This window comes from Bradyrhizobium sp. HKCCYLRH2015 (assembly GCF_051168215.1).
GTDB lineage: Bacteria > Pseudomonadota > Alphaproteobacteria > Rhizobiales > Xanthobacteraceae > Bradyrhizobium.
This window is the reverse complement of the sequence record NZ_JBNPUO010000002.1, coordinates 480,970-500,217: the sequence shown is the minus strand read 5'-3', so window position 1 is coordinate 500,217 and position 19,248 is coordinate 480,970. Positions and strand designations below refer to the sequence as shown.

Annotated in this window: 17 protein-coding genes; 8 read left to right on the top strand and 9 right to left on the bottom strand. The window is 65.2% G+C overall.

Annotated elements, in window-relative coordinates:
• Window positions 1-46 precede the first annotated feature (46 nt).
• The 3 genes from ACQR1H_RS06380 to ACQR1H_RS06370 are packed head-to-tail and all read left to right on the top strand — an operon-like array spanning window position 47 to window position 3,542.
• Window positions 47-1,588: a sugar ABC transporter ATP-binding protein gene (locus tag ACQR1H_RS06380; RefSeq protein ID WP_434907313.1), complete on the top strand. Its 1,542-nt coding sequence runs from the start codon at window positions 47-49 to the stop codon at window positions 1,586-1,588.
• The gene (locus ACQR1H_RS06375; protein WP_316217787.1) at window positions 1,585-2,565 is read left to right on the top strand and encodes an ABC transporter permease; all 981 of its coding nucleotides are present in this window, start codon (window positions 1,585-1,587) and stop codon (window positions 2,563-2,565) included. The genes ACQR1H_RS06380 and ACQR1H_RS06375 overlap by 4 nt, the downstream gene beginning before the upstream one ends.
• A complete protein-coding gene (locus ACQR1H_RS06370) occupies window positions 2,562-3,542 on the top strand; it encodes an ABC transporter permease (protein ID WP_434907312.1) in 981 nt (326 codons plus the stop codon). Before ACQR1H_RS06375 ends, ACQR1H_RS06370 begins: the two co-directional genes overlap by 4 nt.
• A gap of 58 nt (window positions 3,543-3,600) precedes the next feature.
• Here the strand turns inward: ACQR1H_RS06370 and ACQR1H_RS06365 are convergent, their stop codons facing one another.
• The 8 genes from ACQR1H_RS06365 to ACQR1H_RS06330 all read right to left on the bottom strand — a co-directional run bounded on the left by ACQR1H_RS06365 (window position 3,601) and on the right by ACQR1H_RS06330 (window position 11,487).
• The gene (locus ACQR1H_RS06365) at window positions 3,601-4,296 is read right to left on the bottom strand and encodes an ABC transporter ATP-binding protein (RefSeq protein ID WP_315713534.1); all 696 of its coding nucleotides are present in this window, start codon (window positions 4,294-4,296) and stop codon (window positions 3,601-3,603) included.
• On the bottom strand, window positions 4,296-5,045 hold the full coding sequence (locus tag ACQR1H_RS06360) for an ABC transporter ATP-binding protein (RefSeq protein ID WP_315802026.1): 750 nt from the start codon (window positions 5,043-5,045) through the stop codon (window positions 4,296-4,298). The genes ACQR1H_RS06365 and ACQR1H_RS06360 overlap by 1 nt, the downstream gene beginning before the upstream one ends.
• A complete protein-coding gene (locus ACQR1H_RS06355; protein ID WP_434889472.1) occupies window positions 5,042-6,334 on the bottom strand; it encodes a branched-chain amino acid ABC transporter permease in 1,293 nt (430 codons plus the stop codon). The genes ACQR1H_RS06360 and ACQR1H_RS06355 overlap by 4 nt, the downstream gene beginning before the upstream one ends.
• On the bottom strand, window positions 6,331-7,278 hold the full coding sequence (locus tag ACQR1H_RS06350) for a branched-chain amino acid ABC transporter permease (RefSeq protein ID WP_315802024.1): 948 nt from the start codon (window positions 7,276-7,278) through the stop codon (window positions 6,331-6,333). Before ACQR1H_RS06350 ends, ACQR1H_RS06355 begins: the two co-directional genes overlap by 4 nt.
• A 118-nt stretch (window positions 7,279-7,396) precedes the next feature.
• Window positions 7,397-8,629, bottom strand: a complete 1,233-nt coding sequence (locus ACQR1H_RS06345; protein WP_434907311.1) for a branched-chain amino acid ABC transporter substrate-binding protein — start codon at window positions 8,627-8,629, stop codon at window positions 7,397-7,399.
• A 28-nt stretch (window positions 8,630-8,657) separates the two neighbouring features.
• Window positions 8,658-8,879 carry a hypothetical protein gene (locus tag ACQR1H_RS06340; RefSeq protein ID WP_434845726.1) on the bottom strand — a complete coding sequence of 74 codons (222 nt, stop codon included), beginning with the start codon at window positions 8,877-8,879 and terminating at the stop codon, window positions 8,658-8,660.
• Window positions 8,876-10,147, bottom strand: coding sequence for a serine hydrolase domain-containing protein (locus ACQR1H_RS06335; RefSeq protein WP_434907310.1), 1,272 nt, complete (start codon window positions 10,145-10,147; stop codon window positions 8,876-8,878). The genes ACQR1H_RS06340 and ACQR1H_RS06335 overlap by 4 nt, the downstream gene beginning before the upstream one ends.
• Window positions 10,148-10,266: 119 nt before the next feature.
• Window positions 10,267-11,487 carry an ABC transporter substrate-binding protein gene (locus ACQR1H_RS06330; RefSeq protein WP_316217790.1) on the bottom strand — a complete coding sequence of 407 codons (1,221 nt, stop codon included), beginning with the start codon at window positions 11,485-11,487 and terminating at the stop codon, window positions 10,267-10,269.
• A gap of 283 nt (window positions 11,488-11,770) precedes the next feature.
• Between ACQR1H_RS06330 and ACQR1H_RS06325 the strand changes: the two genes are divergently transcribed.
• Together ACQR1H_RS06325 and ACQR1H_RS06320 are read left to right on the top strand one after the other, a co-directional pair.
• Window positions 11,771-12,463, top strand: a complete 693-nt coding sequence (locus tag ACQR1H_RS06325) for a TetR/AcrR family transcriptional regulator (RefSeq protein WP_434907309.1) — start codon at window positions 11,771-11,773, stop codon at window positions 12,461-12,463.
• Window positions 12,464-12,519: 56 nt separating this feature from the next.
• Window positions 12,520-14,565: an acetoacetate--CoA ligase gene (locus ACQR1H_RS06320; protein WP_434907308.1), complete on the top strand. Its 2,046-nt coding sequence runs from the start codon at window positions 12,520-12,522 to the stop codon at window positions 14,563-14,565.
• Between the two features lie 21 nt (window positions 14,566-14,586).
• Here ACQR1H_RS06320 and ACQR1H_RS06315 read toward each other — a convergent pair whose 3' ends face one another.
• The gene (locus ACQR1H_RS06315) at window positions 14,587-15,492 is read right to left on the bottom strand and encodes an MBL fold metallo-hydrolase (protein ID WP_434907382.1); all 906 of its coding nucleotides are present in this window, start codon (window positions 15,490-15,492) and stop codon (window positions 14,587-14,589) included.
• Between the two features lie 230 nt (window positions 15,493-15,722).
• Here ACQR1H_RS06315 and dinB point away from each other — a divergent pair, with 230 nt between their 5' ends.
• The 3 genes from dinB to chrA all read left to right on the top strand — a co-directional run bounded on the left by dinB (window position 15,723) and on the right by chrA (window position 19,203).
• Complete coding sequence (gene dinB / locus ACQR1H_RS06310; protein WP_316181587.1) at window positions 15,723-16,829, top strand: DNA polymerase IV; 1,107 nt, start codon at window positions 15,723-15,725, stop codon at window positions 16,827-16,829.
• Window positions 16,830-16,993: 164 nt separating this feature from the next.
• Entirely contained in the window at window positions 16,994-17,815 is an 822-nt protein-coding gene (locus tag ACQR1H_RS06305) for a sulfurtransferase/chromate resistance protein (protein ID WP_316181586.1), read from the top strand.
• Complete coding sequence (gene chrA / locus ACQR1H_RS06300) at window positions 17,812-19,203, top strand: chromate efflux transporter (RefSeq protein ID WP_434907307.1); 1,392 nt, start codon at window positions 17,812-17,814, stop codon at window positions 19,201-19,203. The genes ACQR1H_RS06305 and chrA overlap by 4 nt, the downstream gene beginning before the upstream one ends.
• Window positions 19,204-19,248: the final 45 nt, after the last annotated feature.

Below are 19,248 nucleotides of genomic sequence, written 5' to 3'. Positions count from 1 at the left end.
TCGCGGCCAGCCCGTCCCTATTGCCCAAACGACTGGGGAAGCAAGCATGATCGCGGCTGAGCCGCTGTTTCGCGCCGTAGGACTGTCCAAACGCTACGGCGGCGTGATCGCTCTCGACGGTGCGGACCTGGAGGTCCATCCCGGCCGCATCCACGCCATTCTCGGCGAGAACGGCGCCGGCAAGTCGACGCTGATCAAGCTGATGGTCGGCGTGGTCGCACCGGACGAAGGCCGGATGACGCTCGAAGGGCGCGAGGTCGCCTTCAGCGGTCCCTCCGCCGCGAATGATGCCGGCGTCGTCTGCATCTTCCAGGAGCTGTCGCTGATTCCCGACCTGTCGGTCGCGGACAACATCATGATCTCGCATCCGCCGACGCGGTTCGGCATGATCGACCGGCGCGCCCAGCGCCGGCTTGCCGAGGAGGCGCTGCACCGCGCCGGCGCCGGCGACATTCATCCGCGCGCGCTGGTGAAGGACCTGCCGCTGTCGCGCCGGCAGATGGTCGAGATCGCGAAAGCGCTGTCGCGGCGGCCGAAGATCCTGATCCTCGACGAGGCGACCTCGGCGCTGACCGCCTCCGACGTGACCAAGGTATTTACGGTACTGAAGCGCCTGCGCAGCGAGGGGCTGGCGCTGCTCTACATCTCCCACCGCATGCACGAGATCGCCGAGCTCGCCGATGAATGCAGCGTATTCCGCAACGGGCGCCGCATCTCGACCTTCCCGGCCGGCACCAGGACGGATGCCGAAGTGATCGAGCTGATGATCGGCCGCGAGTACAAGCACGCTTTCCCGGACAAGCCGCCGCGCAAGACCGATGGGCGGCCGCCCGCGCTGCAATGCAGGAGCATCAGTTGGGGCGACCGGCTGAAGGACATCTCGTTCTCGCTGCAGGCCGGAGAGATCATCGGACTCGGCGGGCTCGACGGCCAGGGCCAGCGCGAGCTGCTGCTGGCGCTGTTCGGCGTGCTGCGCGACTGCCGCGGCGACATTCTGATCGACGGCAACAAGGTGACGATCGACAGCCCCGTCACTGCCAAGTCGGAGCGCATCGGCCTCGCGCTGATTCCGGAGGACCGCAAGACCGAAGGACTGATGCTGCCGATGTCGGTGCGCGACAATCTCTCGGCCGCCGCCTTCGACCGGTTCGCGACATTCGGCATCATCGACCGGCAGCGGCAATCGGCCCTGATCGAGGAGATGATCCGCCTGATCGAGATCAAGACCGCCTCCCCCGATCTCGCCGTCAGCGCGCTCTCCGGCGGCAATCAGCAGAAGGTCGTGATCGCGAAATGGCTGATGAACAAGCCGCGCATCATCCTGCTCAACGATCCGACGCGCGGCATCGACGTCGGCACCAAGCAGGAGATCTACCGGCTGCTGCGCCGGCTTGCCGACGAGGGCGCCGCGATCCTGCTCTATTCGACCGACTATGACGAGCTGATCGGCTGCTGCGACCGCGTGCTGGTGATGTATGATGGCGCGATCAGGCGCCAGCTTGCGGGCGCCGAGATCACCGAGCGCGCGCTGGTCAGCAGTGCGCTCAATGTCGACGAGGGCGAGCGAGCGGAAGCGAGTCTGGCATGACCGAGTGGCGGTACTGGCTCGCCGAACAGCGCGGCACCCTGCTCGCGATCGGCATCTTCGTCGCGATGTTCGTGCTCTATGCGACCAATCATCCGGCCGGCTTCAGCGCCAACATGGTGCAGACCGCGGCCAACAAGGCGACGCTGCTGGCCTTCGTCGCCATGGCGCAGGCGATCGTGGTGATCACCGCCGGCATCGATCTGTCCGTCGGCATGATCCTGACACTGACCAACTGCCTCGCGTCCTGGATCGTGGTCGGCACCGCCACCGAGACCGCGCTCGGCGTCGCCGGCGTGCTCGGCACCGGCATCGTCTGCGGCATGATCAACGGCGCGATCGTGATCTTCGGGCGCCTGCAGCCGATCGTGACCACGATCGCCACCGGGGCGATGTACTACGGCATCGCGCTGTTCCTGCGGCCCAATCCCGGCGGATCCGTCAACGAGACGCTGGCGGATGCCTTGACGGGAAGATTATTCGGCGTGCTGCCCACGAGCCTCGTGGCACTGGCTGCGGCGGCGCTGCTGATCTGGGTGCCCTATAGCCGCTCGGTCGTCGGCCGCGCCGCGTTCGCGACCGGCTCCTCCGAGGTCGCAGCCTACATGTCCGGCGCGCCGATCCGCGCGGCCAAGTTCGTCGCCTACACCCTGGCTGGCCTGCTGTCGTCGATCGGCGGCCTGTTCCTGACGTTCTTCTCCTACACGGGCGAGGCCGCCTATGCGAGCGGCAATGCCTACACGCTGTTCTCGATCGCGGCCGTGGTGCTCGGCGGCGTGTCGCTGATGGGCGGACGCGGCAGCGCGATCGGGGCGATCTTCGGCGCGCTCGCGTTCCGCACCATCGGCGATCTGTTGTTCGTGTTCGATTTCGATCCGCTGTGGCAGCCGCTGTTCCAGGGCCTCGTGCTGATGCTCGCGGTCTCGATCGGCGCGTTCGGCCTGGTGCGTGTGCGTAATCGGCTGGAGTGGTTCGGATGAGCGACGCAACGGCACCACAACCGGCCCAGCGCGGGATCGCCATGCTGCGTCGGATCGATCCGGCGGTGGCGGCCTCGTTCGGCTGCATCGTGCTGCTGCTGCTGGTCGGCAGCCTGTATTCGCGCAGCTTCCTGTCGCCGGATTATCTGCTGCAGCAGTTGAAGGTCGCGAGCTTCCTGGGCGTGATCGCCACCGGGATGATGCTGGTGATCCTGCTCGGCCAGATCGACCTGTCGGTGCCTTGGGTGGTGACGACGGGCGCGATGATGGCCTGCGCGGCGGCCGCGCATGGCACGACCGGCGCCATCATCGCGATTCCCTGCGGCATTCTCTGCGGCGCCGCCATCGGTGTCCTGAACGGCATCGGCGTCGCCTATCTGCGCATTCCCTCGATGATCATCACGCTGGCGACCAATGCGGTCGCGCAAGGCCTGATGGTGGCCTACACCGGCGGCTTCGCGCCGCAGGATTCCGCCTCCAAGGCGATGCGCTATCTCGCCACCGGCACGATCGTGCCCGGCCTTCCCAATGCGGTGCTGGTCTGGGCGATCATCGGCGGCGCAGCGATCTGGCTGTTGTCACGGACCACGTTCGGCCGCGCCATCTATGCCATCGGCAATCGCGAGCGCGCGGCCTATCTCTCAGGGATCGATACACGCCGCATCACCATGCTGGCGTTCGCGCTGTCCGGCGCGCTGTCCGCCTTCGGCGGCGTGCTGCTCGCGGGCTATGCCTCGAAGGCGGCGCAGTCGATGGGCGACGCCTATCTGCTGCCCTCGATCGCCGCCGTCGTCCTCGGCGGCACGCACATTCTCGGCGGCCGCGGCAGCTATCTCGGCACCGTCGCCGGCGTCGTGCTGATCACCCTGCTGCAGTCCATTCTGTCGGTGATGCAGATCAGCGAGGCCGGCCGCCAGCTGATCTACGGCGCGGTGATCATCCTGATGCTCCTGATCTACGGCCGCCAGAAGCTGTGATCGAACAGCGACTGGTCCCGCAAGCCGGCCGGTGATCTGCGACGGATGCCGCTGCACCTCACACTTCGAGCCACTCCTGCCGAACCGCGGTGTTGGCCTTGAGCTGATCCGGCGTTCCTTCGAACACGACGCGGCCGTGGCCCATGACATAGACGCGCTTCGAGATCCGCATCGCGATCGAGAGCTTCTGCTCGACGAGCAGGATCGCGACGCCAGCCGCCGCAATCCGGGCGATCAGGTCGCCGACCTGCTGTACGATCAGCGGCGCCAGACCTTCGGTGGGTTCGTCGATCATGATCAGGTCGGGGTCACCCATCAAGGTCCGGCAGGTGGTCAGCATCTGCTTCTCGCCGCCCGACAGCACGCCAGCCGGCGTATCGGCGCGCGCGGCGAGATTGGGAAACATGTCGAGCATGTCCTGGAGGCGCCACTTCCCCGGCCGCCGGGTGTCCTTGATGCCGAGCACGAGATTTTGCCGCACGGTGAGGCTCGGAAAGATGTCGCGATGCTCGGGCACATAGCCAAGCCCAAGGCGCGCGATCTTGTAGCTCGGCAAGCCGGCAATGTCCCGGCCCTTGAAGCGGATCGTCCCCTGCGGACTGACCTCGCCCATGATCGCCTTCACGGTGGTCGAGCGGCCGACGCCGTTGCGGCCGAGCAGGCTCACCACTTCGCCAGCAGCGACGTCGAGGTCGACGCCCTGGAGGATGTGACTCTTGCCGTAATAGGCGTGGAGGTTCCTGACTTCGAGCATCAGTGGGCCTCCTCGCCGAGATAGGCTTCCCTCACCTTCGGGTCCCGACGGATCTCCTCCGGCGTGCCCGACGCGATGATGTGGCCGTAGACCAGCACCGAGATGCGATCGGCGAGACCGAATACCACGCTCATGTCGTGCTCGACGATCACCAGCGTCCGCCCCTCGGTGAGCCGCCGGATCAACGAGACGGCGCGCTCGGTCTCCGCATGGCTCATCCCGGCCGTCGGCTCGTCGAGCATGACGACCGTCGCACCGCTCGCAATGGTGACCCCGATCTCCAGCTCGCGCTGCTCGGCATAAGTCAACAACCCCGCGGGGATGTCACGCCGATGCGTGAGGTGGATGTCGTCGAGGATCTGGGCGGTCCGCTCGCGCACCTCCGGCAGGCTGTCGACGTTCTTCCAGAACGCGTAGCGATGTCCGGTCGCCCACAGCACGGCGCAGCGGACGTTCTCCCACACGGTCATGCGGGCGAACACGTTGGTCACCTGGAACGAGCGCGACAGGCCGCGCCGGTTGATCTCGAACGGCCGCAGGCCCGAGATGACCGCGCCGTTCAATCGCACCTCGCCCGAGGTCGGCCTGATATGCCCGCTGATGAGGTTGAACGTCGTGGACTTGCCAGCGCCGTTCGGGCCGATGATCGCGTGACGCTCGCCCTGGGCGACGCTCAGGTTGAGGTCGCGGATGACGCCGACATTGCCGAAGCGCTTTTCGACGGCACGGACTTCGATGGCCGCGGTCATGCCAGATACCCCCGATCACGCGCCACAGTGGCGGCCCCGTCCCAGGCTCCGGCGATCCGCTGCCACGTCGACCGCGCGACGAAGAAGCCGGCGACCACCAGAATCGCGGCGACGCCCCATGTCACGGGGGATTGCGGATTGAAGGCCACGCCGAACAGGTTGATGGCGTCGCCACCCGAATAACGCGCGACCGTCTCGATGGTCAGGATGACGCCGCAAGCGAACGCCGCGGTCGGCACGATGGCAACGAGATAGGACGGGATCACCATTCCGAGCGTTCCGGCACGGACCAGCGGCCGGTGCATCATCAGCAGACCGGCGATGCCACCGGGTGAGAACATGACGATGCCGATGAAGATGATGCCGAAATAGAGCTGCCAGACGCTGGTGAGGCTCGTCAGCCCAAGCTGGAGATAGGTCACCAGGATCGCGCCGAGGATCGGACCGAAGAAGTAGGCCGTCCCACCGATGAAGGTCGCGAACAGCACGAGGCCCGACTGGATTGCACCGAGATAGGCGGAGTTCGCGATCTCGAAGCTGATCGCCGCGAGGCCGCCCGCGACGCCGGCGAAGAATCCGGCGAAACAATAGGCGAGATAGCGGACGACGTGCGGATCATAGCCGATGAACTGGACCCGTTCGGGATTGTCGCGCACCGCATTGCTGATCCGCCCCAGGGGCGTCCGGGTCAGCGCATACATCGCGATTGCCGATAGCACCAGCCAGAACGCGATCAGGTAATAGACCTGCAGCTGCGGCCCGAAGGTCCAGCCGAACATGCGCGGCAGAGCGGTGCGGTCCGTGGTGATGCCGGCTTCGCCGCCGAACACCGAGCGCAGGATCAGCGACGACGACGCCACGAGCTCGCCGATGCCGAGCGAGATCATCGCAAACACCGTGCCGGCGCGCTTGGTCATGACCCAGCCGAGGATGATCGCGAAGGCGAGGCCGCCCAGCCCGCCGAACAGCGGAATGAAGGGCAGCGGAATCGGCCAGCCATGCGCCACCACCGCATTCATCATGTGACAGGCCGCGAAGCCGCCCAGGCCGTAGTGAACCGCGTGACCGAACGACAGCAACCCGGTCTGACCGAGGAGGATGTTGTAGGAGAGCGCGAAGACGATCGCGATCCCGATGAGGCTGAACGAGGTCAGCGATCCGCCCGAATTGAAGAGCAGCGGCAGCACGATCAGCACGGCCACGCCGATCACCCAGACGGCATAGAAGCGGAGACGGGATCCGGCGGGCTCTGCCGCGAGACGAGACGCGGAGGTCACTGCTGCGGTCATGATTCGCGAGTCCCCATCAGGCCCACGGGGCGCACGATCAGGACGAGCACCAGCAGCAGGTAGGGAACGATCGGCGCGACCTGGGCGATCGTCACGTTCCAGATGTCGGTGAGCACCGATGGCCCGGCGGATGGATCGAGCGGACCGAAGGCGCTTGCCAGCGATCCGTTCAGCGCCACGGCGAAGGTCTGCACCAGGCCGATCACCAGCGAAGCGATGAAGGCGCCCGGCAGCGAGCCCAGGCCGCCGAACACGATCACCACGAACAGGATCGGCCCGAGCGCCGCGGCCATGTCGGATTGCGTCACCAGGGCGGGACCGGCGATGACGCCGGCGAGACCGGCCAGCGCGCTGCCGACCCCGAACACCACCATGAACACGCGTCCGACATTGTGGCCGAGATGGCCGACCATATGGGGATGGGTCAATGCCGCCTGAACGATCAGGCCGACCCGGGTGCGCTTGAGCACGATCAGCAGCGCCACGAAGATCGTCACCGACACCGCCAGCATGAACAGCTTGTAGGCCGGATAGTTGGTCGAGAAGATCGTAAATGCGGGAAAGTCCAGCAGCGCCGGGACGCGGTAGTCGAGCGGCGTCTTGCCCCAGATCATCGAGACGATTTCCTCGATCGCGAATGCGAGGCCGAAGGTCAGCAGCAGCTCGGCGACGTGACCATGCTTGTGCGTGTTGCGCAGACCGTAACGCTCGACCGCCATGCCGATGGCCCCGACGAGGAGCGGCGCGAGCAGGAGGGCCGGCCAGAAGCCGACCCATTTCGTGAGCTGGAAGCCGAAGAAGGCGCCGAGCATGTAGAAGCTGGCGTGAGCAAAATTGAGCACCCCCATCATGCTGAAGATGACGGTCAGCCCGCTCGACAGCAGGAACAGCAGCATGCCGAACAGCACGCCGTTGAGGGTGGAGATGACGATGAGTTCAAGCACGGTGCACCCGCGAATGTCCGGGGCCTCGATGCCCCGCCGCTCATTCCCTAACAGATCGACGCAGGGCCGACGCCGCTTCCCGCACGGTGAGGCCGTGCGGGAAGCCAGCGCCGATCGATTACGGCCGCGCCATCTTGCACGTCGTCGACACCATGGCCTGGGGCGTATCGACCCTGGAGACCAGGTGCCATCCCCAGCCGGTGTTCTCCTCGTCGAACGGCTCGTTCGCCGCGAGCTTGCCGAAGGACGAGACGTAGATCGGCTGGAAGAACTGGTGATCATCCTTGCGCATGAAGCCGGTGCCGCCATCCAGCACCTCGAGCTTGAGGTCCTCGAGCTCGGCCGCGACCTTCACCGGGTCGATGGAGTTGGCCTTCTCGGCCGCCGCCTTGAACATGCGCATCTCGTTGACCGCCCGCGGATACCACAGCGACATGTTGACCTTGGCGCGGAACGCCTTCTCGTAATCCATCGCAGCCTGATGGCCCGAATTGGCGAAGCCTTCGGTCAGCTGAAAGACCTGATGATCCAGGCCCGTCTGCTTGATGGCGGTCGGGCCGCCGGCGCCGCCCGCGTAATAAGTGTACCAGTTGACCTTCAGGCCGGCATCCGCGGCGGCCTTGAGCAGCAGCGCGATGTCCTGGCCCCAGTTGCCGGTGATGACGCTGTCGGCGCCGGACGCCTTGATCTTGGCAATGTAGGGCGAGAAGTCCGTGATCTTCAGCAGCGGATGCAGCTCGTCGCCGACGATCTGGACATCGGGTCGCTTCGCCGCCAGCATCTTGCGCGCGTCGCTGCGGACCGACTGGCCGAACGAATAGTCCTGATTGATCAGATACACCTTCTTGATGGACGGGATGTCCTTCATGTAGTTGGTGAGCGCCTCCATCTTGATGTCCGAGCTGGCGTCCCAGCGGAAATGCCAGTAGCTGCATTTCTCATTGGTCATGCTCGGATCGACGGCGGCATAGTTGAAGTACAGCACTTCCTTGCCGGGGTTGCGCGTGTTGTGCTTGTTGACGAAATCCTCCAGCGCAAGCCCGACGGACGATCCGTTGCCTTGCGTGATGTAGCGGACGCCGGCGTCGATCGCCTTCTGGGCCTGGACCAGGCTCTCTTGCGGATTGGTCTTATTGTCGAACGGCACGATCTCGACCTTATGGCCGAGAATGCCGCCCTTGGCGTTGAGCTCGTCGGCCAGGTACTGGAACGTCTTCAGGCCGCCCTCGCCGACGCTGGCACCGCCGCCGGACAGCGGATCGATATAGCCGATCTTGACGGTGTCTTCGGCCTGCGCGGCATGACCGAGCATCGGGACGATCAGGGCAATGGCTAAAGTTAACTTGCGCATAGTTTTGTTTCCTCGCTGGCTGTCGACTTCAGTCGATCGATCGATGCGCATGATCGCGCAATTTGAAGAAGCACTGAGCAGAATAACGGCCGGATGACAAGCTCGGCATGAGATGAAGCCGTGTTTGCCGCTCCGGCAATGGGCCGGCAAGCAGCTCACCGCCGATCGGACGTTTCATCGAGCGGAATGTGGCGTCCACATCGTGGACATATGCTTCCGACTCGCGGGGATGACGGCACTTGCCGGTCATGTCGCTTGTTCCACAATGTGGGACAGCGCGCCGTAAGTTCCACGCTGGAAGACGGGCAGAGCACGGCGGCCGACGGCGCCCCGACCGGTGGCAATCGTGGCTCCTGCCCCGGCCGAGACCGGCACGTGATGCTGGATCAGATAGATCATGATCAGGTCATTGACCGGATCGGCCTGCCACCAGGTGCCGAAGATGCCGGGCCAGGTCATCGAGCCCGGTGCGCCACAGGCATAGGGATTGCCGACGGCCTCCTCGGCGATCGCCAGTCCGAGCCCAAATCCGGAAGTCTGCCACAGCGGCATGCCGGCGAAGGGAATCTGGCGCTGCCCATCGGTCAGCCGATTGGTTCGCATCAGATCCACAGTTGCAGGCCGCAGCAACCTGACGCCGTCCAGCTCGCCTCCTCCGAGCAGCATGCGCGCGAACCGATGGTAGTCCGGCGCGGACGAGATCAGCCCGCCGCCACCCGGCGTATAGGCCGGCGGCTCGTCATACATGACCGGCTCGACCTTCACGAGCCGCTCCGTCGTCTCGTCATACCCATACAGGCTCGCCAGGCGATTTCGCTTGGCGTGCGGCAACCAGAAATCGCTGTCGTCCATGCCGAGCGGCGCGAAGAGGCGCTCCTGCAGCACCCGCCGGAACGGCTTGCCTTCGACCCGGCCGATCAGGAAGCCGAGCACGTCGGTCGAGTGGCCGTAGTGGAATCGGTCACCGGGCTGATAGGCCAGCGGTAGCGCGCCGAGCGCCGCGAGCCATTCGTCCGGCGTCGAACGGTTCATCGCGGGATCGCCGAGCGCGCGCTCATAGGCGACCTTGAGCGGGCCTTCCGAGAAGAACGCGTAGGCGATGCCCGAGCGGTGCGTGAGCAGATCCTCGATGGTGATCGCGCGCTGGGCGGGCACGGTCTCGTCGAGCGGGCCGGCGGCGTCGCGCAGGACCCGTAAATCGGCCAGCTCTGGAATCCACTGGGAGACGGGGTCCGCCAAGGCGATCCTGCCTTCCTCGACCAGCATCATCGCCGCCACCGAGGTGATCGGCTTGGTCATCGACGCGATCCGGAACAACGTATCCGGGCGCATCGGGCTGTTCGTTTCGACGTCCCGCCAGCCGATCGTCTCGGCATGAACGATCTCGCCGCCGCGCGAGGTGAGAGACACGATGCCTGCGAGCTCGCCGCGATCGACGAATTCGGCGAGCGCCGGGCCGATCGCTGCAAGCGCCGCAGGATCGAAGCCCCGGCGGCGGCGGACGGCTTCACTGATCATGAGCGGCGCTCCGACGGACAGGGTTCAGCTTTCGGCGCCGGCCGGCGCGGATGACGGAGAGACAGCTGGGCATCCTGGCGCGCAAGCGACGCCCGGACAGGCCATGGCCGACGAGAGGATCAGTCCGCCTTGAAGTCGTCGGTCAGGATCGGACCCGAGATGATCCAGCGCTGACCGTCGAATTTCATCATCTGGAATTGCTTGCTGATGCGGTAATCGTCGGGCGTTGTCGTCACCGACATTCCAGGCAGCCCGAGATCGGGAACGAAGCCCTTGATGTTGGTCGCCTGCTTCATGATGTTGGCGCGCGTCAGCTCGTCACCGCATTGCCTGAGGATGTGGACGAGGAGAGCGGCCGTCGAGTAGCCATAGGTGGCGAAGCCGCTGTTGGCGTCCTCGCCGGGCGCGTATTTCGCCATGAACGCCTTGTAGCGCTTCATGCCCTCGTCATCGGCCCATTGCGGATCGAGCGGATCCTTGCCGTAGGCGACCGAGATGATGTCCTTGGCATTCTCGAGCCCCGCGGGCACGAGCACCTGACCGACCGCCGTCGCGTTGACCTCCAGGATGTGGACGGGCTTCCAGCCAAGCTCGGCGGCCTTCCTGATCGATTGCGCCGCGAATTTCGGCGTCGACATGTTGTAGAACAGATCGGCACCCGACGCCTTGAGCGTCACCAGCTGCGAATCGATCGTCGGATCGGACAGCTCGTAGGACAGCTCCTTCACGATCATGCCGGCCTTGGCGCCCAGCCCGTCCTTCAGCCCCTTGACGTAATCTTTGCCGAGATCGTCGTTCTGATACAGGATGCCGATCTTCGCGTTCGGATGGTTCTCCAGAATATATCTTGCGTAGATGTGCGCTTCCGACTGGTAGTTCGGATTGGCGGAGATCGTCCAGGGATAGTTCTTCGGATCGGTGAAACGGGACGCTCCACTTCCCGCCAGAAGCTGCGGGACGCCCTTGCCGTTCAGATATTTCTGGACCGCGGCGTTCGGCGGCGTGCCGATGATCTGGAACGTGGTCAGCACCTCGTCGCTTTCGACCAGCTTGCGCACCTGCTCCACCGTCTTCGGCGGACTGTAGGCGTCGTCATACTGGATGAGGTTGATCTTGCGCCCGTTGACGCCGCCCTGCTCGTTGATCATGCGGATATAGGCCGCTTCCGCCTTGCCGATGGACCCGAAAGCAGAAGCCGGCCCGCTGAGCGGGTTGGTCTGGCCGATCTTGATCTCGGTGTCGGTGGCGCCGACGTCGTATGTCTTCTGCGCGAACGCCGGGGCTGAAAGGGCCACGCCGAGCATCAGCACGGCAGCCGCCGTCGACTCGATCCGTATCATGTGTCCTCCCGTGAGCGGCTGATCCATGGCCAGCCGATTGTCCTTGATGATGTCAGCGCGCGACCAGACTGGCAGCGCGCTGCCCGCCGCCCGACCGTCGACCGCTATCCATCAGGTCTCCGAGACCTACCGTCCGGCCGGCCGCCGGTCAAGTTCATTCATTTAGCACTAAATGAAAATGTTGGAAGCCCGAAGTCCCGCTTGACCGGGCGCGCCCACCCCCTCATCGTCAAAATGACAACGGCGCCGTTCCTGTGCGCGCCGATCAGGGACCACGGAGAGCATGCCAGCAGAGCCGAAGCCCGAGGGGCGCCGCACGCGCGCGGAACAGCGCGCGACGACGGTGAAGCTCATCCTCGACACCAGCGAGGAGCTGTTCGCGCAGCTCGGCTATTTCGGCGTGACGATCAAGGATGTGGCCGACAGGATGGGCATCCATCCTGCGCTGATCCATTACTACTTCGAGGGCAAGAAAGCGCTGTTCGACGCCGTGTTCGAACGCCGCATGGAATACGCTGTCACGGTGCGCACGGCCGGGCTGGATGCCTACGAGGCCAAGGTCGGAGATCGCCCGACCGTGGAAGGCGCGCTGCGTGCCTATTATGACGGCGCGTTCGACGTCTACGTCAACGAAGAGGACAACTGGCGGCACTTCGGCCGTATCTTCGCGCAGGTCGCGAACGCGCCGGGCTATGGCGTGGAGATGATGGACACCTATCTCGATCCGCTGGTGCTGCGTCTCATCGGTCTGCTGCAGAAGGCATTGCCCGATGCCACGCCCGAGGACCTGTTCTGGAGCTTCCAGTTCACCTCCGGCGCCTACTCGCTGATCCTGTCACGGACCGGCCGCATCGACCGCCTGTCCGGCGGTCTATGCAAGTCCGACGATTTCGTGGCCGTCCGCGAGCGGTTCGTGACCTTCATGGCCGGAGGCTTCAACGCGCTCTACAAGCGGCGGAAGCAGAAGTCGAAATGAGCGCCTCGGCGTCTCCCATCGGTCGACGCGATACAAACAACCAGCCGGAACCAATGATGACAGCTCCCTATGTCCCGCAAATGGCCCTCTATCGCCAATGGCTGAAGGATCATCGCGGCCTCCACTTCGAAAGCTTCGAGGAGATGCGGCAATGGTCCATCCGCGACCTCGACGGATTCTGGCGCAGCATCTGGGACTATTATGACCTGCAGTCGCCGACCGCGTTTTCGACCGTCCTGGGCAAGCGCACGATGCCGGGAGCGGTCTGGTTTCCGGGCGCTTCGGTCAACTACGCCCGACAGGTATTTCGTCACGTCGAAGCCAACGATGCGGCGGGCCTGCCCGCGATCGTCAGCAGTCACGAGGACGGCAGGCTCACGGAGACGACCTGGCCGGAGCTTCGGCGAAAGGCAGCCGCCCTGGCGCTGCATCTGCGCGAGCAAGGCGTGGCGCCCGGCGACAGGGTCGCCGCCTATCTGCCCAATATCCCCGAAGCCATGATCGCGTTTCTCGCTGCCGCGAGCATCGGCGCGATCTGGAGCGTTTGCGCGCCCGACATGGCCGCGCCCGCCGTGATCGACCGGTTCAAGCAGATCGAGCCCAAGGTGCTGATCGCCTGCGATGCGGTCACCTATGCCGGCCGCCGGCACGATCGCCGCGATGTCGTCGAGGAGCTGCGGCGGTCGTTGCCAACGGTCGGTCACGTCATCCTGCACAGCGACGATGCCGGCGCGCCGGTCGCCGGGGGCGTCCATCTCTCGGATGTCCTGTCACGAACAGGCCCTGGCGTCGATGCCTTCGAACCGGAGTGGCTTCCCTTCGATCATCCACTCTGGATCGTGTATTCGAGCGGCACCACCGGATTGCCGAAACCGATCGTGCATGGTCACGGCGGCATCATCATCGTCACGCTCGCGCTGCTTGGGCTGCACAACGACATCGGCTGCTCCTATCAGCCGAATTCGTTCGGCGAGCGCTATCACTGGTACAGCTCGACCGGCTGGATCATGTGGAACAACCAGGTCGGCGCGCTTCTCAACGGCACCACGTGCTGCATCTTCAACGGCAGCCCGGCCGGGCCCAAGGATCATCCGGACTGGACCACACTGTGGCGGTTCGTGGCGAACTCGAAGTCGACCTTCTTCGGCGCAGGCGCGGCGTTCTTCGCGAGCTGCGTCAAGGCGGACATCAACCTGGCCGACGCGGGCGATCTGTCCCGACTGCGTTGTCTCGGGTCCACCGGCTCACCGCTCAGTGCCGACACGCAGGCCTGGTTCGATCAGCGGTTCGCGGAGCTGTCGCAGGTCAATGGCAGCCGGGCGCAGGCGCAAATGTGGTGGTCCAACATCTCCGGCGGCACCGACTTCGCCGGCGCCTTCATCTGCGGCAACCGCGAATTGCCGCAGGTGCCCGGAACCATGCAATGCCGCGCACTCGGCGCGGCCGTCGAGGCCTTCAATGACCGGGGCGAGCCCGTCATCGGCGAAGTCGGAGAGCTCGTCTGCACCGCGCCGATGCCGTCGATGCCGCTGCGGTTCTGGAACGATCCGGGGAATGCGCGCTATCTCGCGAGCTACTTCGACGCCTTCGAGGCGCGCGCGGGCGGGCCGGTCTGGCGACATGGCGACTGGCTCAAGGTCAATCCGGATGGCTCCTGCATCATCTATGGCCGCAGCGACGCGACCATCAATCGCCACGGGCTGCGCATGGGGACGAGCGAATTGTACTCGGCCATCGAGGCGCTGCCGGAGATCCTGGATTCGCTGGTCGTCGATCTCGAATATCTCGGCCGCGACAGCTACATGCCGCTGTTCGTGGTGCTGCGCGACGGTGTCGCGCTCGATGCGGCGATGAAGCGGAAGATCAACATGGCGGTCGAAGCCGGCCTGTCGCGGCGCTTCGTGCCCGACGAGATCTTTGCGGTAGCCGAGATCCCGCGCACGTTGTCCGGCAAGAAGCAGGAGCTGCCGATCAAGAAGCTCCTGCTCGGGCAGCCGCTCGACAAGGTCATCAACCGCGACGCCATGGCCAATCCCGGTTGTCTCGACTGGTACATCGCGTTCGCCCAGAGCCGTTTGCAAAGCGGCTCAGGCGCGACATAGCAGACGCGCCCGAGCAAGCAGCTAGACCATCAGCCGATCGAAATCGATCGCAACACGGCTGTTGGTAAAAATTTCCCGCGCCTCGACGAGGATCTCCTCGTCAGGATAGCGGCCGGAGATATGGTTCAGGACAAGCAGCCCGACGTTGCTCGACGCCGCGAGCCCGGCGGCCTCCGCGGCCGTCAGGTGGCCGTAGTCACGAGCCATGGCCGAATCCCGCCGGAGAAAGGTGGCCTCGATCACGAGCATGTCCGCGTCGCGGACATGCTCGTGCAGACCCTCGGTCGTTTCAGCATCGCCGACGATGACGAGCTTTTTCGGTCTTAGCGGCGGCCCCAGAACATCCTCCGGATCGATGGTTCGTCCGTCCTCCAGCGTGACCGGCCGGCCCTCCGCCAGTGCCTTGCGCACGAGCCCATCAGGTACCGCGAGCGCCGCCAGACGGTCCGGCAGCAGATGGCGGCGAATTTGACCTGCAAATTCGAAGCCGAAGCTGTCGGTGTCGCGGTGCCGGACGGGAAAGCAGTTGATCGTAAACTCACCGGCGTCGAGAACCTCCCCGCGCCTGAGCGGAACGAGCTCGAGCGGGATCGGCGCACGGCCCTCGCCCCACAGCCCCGCGAGCATTCGGACCACCACATCGAGCGTGTCGGGACTGCCGTGCACGCGCATGATGTCAGCGCTCCTGCGCAGCCGCAGGGTAGAAAACAGTCCGGGAATGCCGAGGACATGGTCGAAATGGCCGTGGGTGAGCAGGATCCGATCGAGCCGGCGAAAGCCTGCCCCGCTGCGGAGCAGCTGACGTTGGGTCCCCTCGCCGCAATCGACGAGAATGCGATGCCGGCCTGCTCGAACGAGAAGGGCTGGATGATTGCGGTCCGCCGACGGAACGCTCGCCGAGGTCCCCAGGAAAGTGAGCTCGAACATCACAGTCGCTTTAGGCCCATGGTCGCAACACGTGAGCGGCTTTGACGACACGTCCCGGCGCTGCTTCGTCTCGATCACGGTCGGCGATCCTTCTTCTCACGAGCGCGTTTCCGTCGTGGCCGATGGAAGGCTGAGGGCGACAGACATCGCAACGTCGTTGTAAGGGACGTCGTCGGCAGCCCGCACTCGGCTGTGCAGACTTCATCGCCGCGCTCTGATAGAGCTTGGCCATGCCAAGCTCCGGTCCGGAACAGGATGCCGCACCGCCGGCCATTCGCAAGATCATCCACATCGACATGGATGCATTCTACGCGTCGGTCGAGCAGCGGGACAATCCCGAGCTGCGCGGCAAGCCCGTGGCCGTCGGAGGCTCGCGCGAACGCGGTGTCGTGGCAGCCGCAAGCTACGAGGCTCGGGCGTACGGCGTGCGCTCGGCGATGCCGTCGGTGACGGCAAAACGCCAGTGTCCGGACCTGATCTTCGTCAAGCCGCGCTTCGAGATCTACAAGGCGATCAGCCAGCAGATCCGCGCCATCTTCGCCCTGTACACGCCGGTCATCGAGCCTTTGTCGTTGGACGAGGCCTATCTGGACGTCACCGGAAATCTGCAAGGCATTCCGCTGGCACGCGACATCGCCTTGCAGATCCGGGCCAAGATCAAGGCCGAGACCGGACTCAATGCCTCCGCGGGAATCTCCTACAACAAGTTCCTCGCCAAGCTGGCCTCGGACCATCGCAAGCCCAATGGCCAATACGTCATTTCGCCGGAGATGGGTCCAGCCTTCGTGGAGGGGCTGCCGGTCGGCAGGTTTCACGGCATCGGCCCGGCGACCGCCGCGAAATTCAACGCGCTCGGAATTCATACCGGGCTCGACATCCGCAATCAGACCCTGCCCTTCCTCCAGCAGCACTTCGGCAAGGCCGGCCACCACTACTATTGGATCTCGCGCGGCATCGACAATCGCCCGGTCCGCGCCAATCGCATCCGCAAATCAGTCGGCGCCGAAAACACCTTCTCGACCGACCTGACCGACTTCGAACCGATGCTGGCGGAGCTGCAGCCGCTGATCGACAAGGTCTGGCAGCATTGCGAAGCCAGCGGCAACCGAGGCCGGACGGTCACCTTGAAGGTCAAGTTCGCGGACTTCGAAATCATGACGCGCAGCAGGTCCGTCGCCAACCTGGTCGCGAGCCGGGAGGACCTGGCACGCTTGTCCATTGCTCTCCTGCAGAGCGAGATGCCCCTGGCCAAGCCGGTGCGCCTCCTCGGCGTTTCGCTGTCATCCTTGCAGCAGCACGACACCGGCGTGGAAGCCCAGCTTCCCTTGCTGATCTGAGGCGGGTCGGCCCCGATAGCGATCGCGACGGTCCCCGATCGTTCCAGCAACGGGACGGGTTGACAGCCGAACAACCGAGCGCTTTATTCTGCCGCACGGGGATGTGCGATCTCCCCGCGAGGCGACATGCCCAAGAATCGCGTCCTGGTCACCAAGGGCGCAGCATGTCATCATCATACACTTCGATCTCACCCGAAAAATTGTCTCGACTGATCGGCACGGCGGCCGCGCCGGCGCTCGTCGACGTGCGTATCGACGAGGATTTCGCCGCCGACCCGCGCCTCATCCCCGGCGCCGTCAGGCGTTCGCATCTCGACGTCCAGCAGTGGGCGCCGAGCTTCACCGGCCAATCCGTCGTCGTGGTCTGCCAGAAAGGCAAGAAGCTGAGCGAAGGCACCGCAGCCTGGCTCCGGTGCAGCGACATCGCGGCCGAGGTCCTCGACGGCGGGTACGTCAGCTGGAGCGAGGCGCAGCTTCCGACTGTGCCCGCGAACAGGATTCCCGCGAGGGACGGCCGCGGTCGCACGGTCTGGGTCACGCGATCACGTCCCAAGATCGACCGCATCGCCTGCCCATGGCTGATCCGCCGCTTCGTCGACCCCGCCGCGGTCTTCCTGTTCGTGACCCCGGCCGAGGTGGAAGCGGTCGCCGACCGCTTCCAGGCCACGGCCTTCGACGTCGAGAACGTCTTCTGGAGCCATCGCGGCGAACTTTGCACCTTCGACATCATGGTCGATGAGTTTGGCCTGCGGACGCCGGCCTTGGAGCGACTCGCCACGATCGTGCGCGCCGCGGATACGGCGCGGCTCGATCTGTCGCCCGAAGCTGCCGGACTGCTTGCCGCTTCGCTCGGCCTGTCCCGAATGTACGACGACGATCTGGAGCAGTTGAGCGCAGGCCTTCTGCTCTATGACGCCTTCTACCGCTGGTGCCGCGACGCCACGAAGGAGGCGCACAACTGGCCGAACAGCAAGGTGAAGTCATGACGGACATCGCAGCACCGCGAAAACCGATTGCGGCCGAACACGCCCATGGCATCTCGTTCAATGACGCGCTTCTCGTGTGGCTCCGGGTGGCCTGTCTGAGCTTCGGCGGCCCGGCCGGGCAGATCGCGGTCATGCATCGCATCCTCGTCGAAGAGAAGAACTGGATCTCGGAGAGCCGCTTCCTGCACGCCCTGAACTACTGCATGCTGCTGCCGGGACCCGAGGCGCAGCAGCTTGCGACGTATATCGGCTGGCTGCTGCACCGGACCACCGGCGGCATCGTCGCGGGCACGCTCTTCATCCTGCCGGGTATTTTCGCCATCATGGGCCTCAGCTACATCTACGCGGCCTATGGCCATGTCGGCTTTGTCGACGCCTTGTTCTTCGGCCTCAAGGCGGCGGTGCTGGCGATCGTGATCCAGGCCGTGGTCCGCGTCGGCAAGCGCGCGCTACGCAATCGGATCATGATCGGACTGGCGGCGGCGGCGTTCGTCGCGATCTTCTTCTTCGGGGCGCCGTTTCCGACCATCATCATTGCCGCCGGAGTCATCGGCTTCGTCGCTGCCCGCCTCGGCCGGCCGGAGTTCGCAGCCCTCGAGCACGGCGGCAAGAACGCCGGCGCGATCGACAGCATGCTCGGCGAAGCCGTGCCGGATCACGTCCGTCCGAACGCGTCGCACGCGCTGCGGGTGGCGGCCGTCTGGCTCGCGATCTGGCTCGTCCCCGTCTTCGCCCTGCTGACCCTGCTCGGGCCGAACGACGTCTTCGGTCAGATCGCGATCTTCTTCAGCAAGATGGCGATGGTGACGTTCGGCGGCGCCTACGCCGTGCTCGCCTACGTCGCGCAACAGGCCGCGGAGTACTATCACTGGGTTGCTCCGCGCGAGATGCTCGACGGCCTCGGCATGGCGGAGACGACTCCCGGTCCCCTGATCATGGTCGTCCAGTTCGTGGGCTTCATGGCCGCGTTCCGCGGGGCGAGCGGGCTGTCTCCCATGCTCGCCGGCACACTGGGCGGACTGCTGGCGACGTGGGTGACGTTCGCGCCCTGCTTTCTCTGGATCTTCGTCGGCGCCCCCTACATCGAGGCGCTGCGGGGAAACAAGGCGCTCGCCGGCGCGCTCTCGGCGATCACGGCCGCCGTCGTCGGCGTGATCCTCAATCTCTCGATCTGGTTCGCGCTGCACACCCTGTTTCGCGAAACCTTTCCGATCCATGGATTCGGCCTGTCATTCGACGCGCCGCTGCCGGCGAGCATCGATCTGCCGGCCGTCGTCCTGTCGATCGCGGCGGCGACCGCCATCTTCCGCTTCAACATGGGAATGCTCGTCGTCCTCGCCGCCTCGTGCATCGCGGGCATGCTGATGCGCGTTGCAGGCGCCATCTGAGCGCTGTGACGGCCGCTGGATGCGCTAGCGCCGATCCGGCGTGTC

What these genes read in the sequence shown, in the direction of transcription:
- ACQR1H_RS06370 (WP_434907312.1), top strand. Translation starts at nt 2,562, where the DNA reads ATGAGCGACGCAACGGCACCACAACCGGCCCAGCGCGGGATCGCCATG.
- ACQR1H_RS06365 (WP_315713534.1), bottom strand. Translation starts at nt 4,296, where the DNA reads ATGCTCGAAGTCAGGAACCTCCACGCCTATTACGGCAAGAGTCACATC.
- chrA (WP_434907307.1), top strand. Translation starts at nt 17,812, where the DNA reads ATGACGGACATCGCAGCACCGCGAAAACCGATTGCGGCCGAACACGCC.
- ACQR1H_RS06320 (WP_434907308.1), top strand. Translation starts at nt 12,520, where the DNA reads ATGACAGCTCCCTATGTCCCGCAAATGGCCCTCTATCGCCAATGGCTG.
- ACQR1H_RS06340 (WP_434845726.1), bottom strand. Translation starts at nt 8,879, where the DNA reads ATGACCGGCAAGTGCCGTCATCCCCGCGAGTCGGAAGCATATGTCCAC.
- ACQR1H_RS06360 (WP_315802026.1), bottom strand. Translation starts at nt 5,045, where the DNA reads ATGACCGCGGCCATCGAAGTCCGTGCCGTCGAAAAGCGCTTCGGCAAT.
- ACQR1H_RS06355 (WP_434889472.1), bottom strand. Translation starts at nt 6,334, where the DNA reads ATGACCGCAGCAGTGACCTCCGCGTCTCGTCTCGCGGCAGAGCCCGCC.
- ACQR1H_RS06375 (WP_316217787.1), top strand. Translation starts at nt 1,585, where the DNA reads ATGACCGAGTGGCGGTACTGGCTCGCCGAACAGCGCGGCACCCTGCTC.
- ACQR1H_RS06315 (WP_434907382.1), bottom strand. Translation starts at nt 15,492, where the DNA reads ATGTTCGAGCTCACTTTCCTGGGGACCTCGGCGAGCGTTCCGTCGGCG.
- dinB (WP_316181587.1), top strand. Translation starts at nt 15,723, where the DNA reads ATGCCAAGCTCCGGTCCGGAACAGGATGCCGCACCGCCGGCCATTCGC.
- ACQR1H_RS06305 (WP_316181586.1), top strand. Translation starts at nt 16,994, where the DNA reads ATGTCATCATCATACACTTCGATCTCACCCGAAAAATTGTCTCGACTG.
- ACQR1H_RS06330 (WP_316217790.1), bottom strand. Translation starts at nt 11,487, where the DNA reads ATGATACGGATCGAGTCGACGGCGGCTGCCGTGCTGATGCTCGGCGTG.
- ACQR1H_RS06380 (WP_434907313.1), top strand. Translation starts at nt 47, where the DNA reads ATGATCGCGGCTGAGCCGCTGTTTCGCGCCGTAGGACTGTCCAAACGC.
- ACQR1H_RS06335 (WP_434907310.1), bottom strand. Translation starts at nt 10,147, where the DNA reads ATGATCAGTGAAGCCGTCCGCCGCCGCCGGGGCTTCGATCCTGCGGCG.
- ACQR1H_RS06325 (WP_434907309.1), top strand. Translation starts at nt 11,771, where the DNA reads ATGCCAGCAGAGCCGAAGCCCGAGGGGCGCCGCACGCGCGCGGAACAG.
- ACQR1H_RS06345 (WP_434907311.1), bottom strand. Translation starts at nt 8,629, where the DNA reads ATGCGCAAGTTAACTTTAGCCATTGCCCTGATCGTCCCGATGCTCGGT.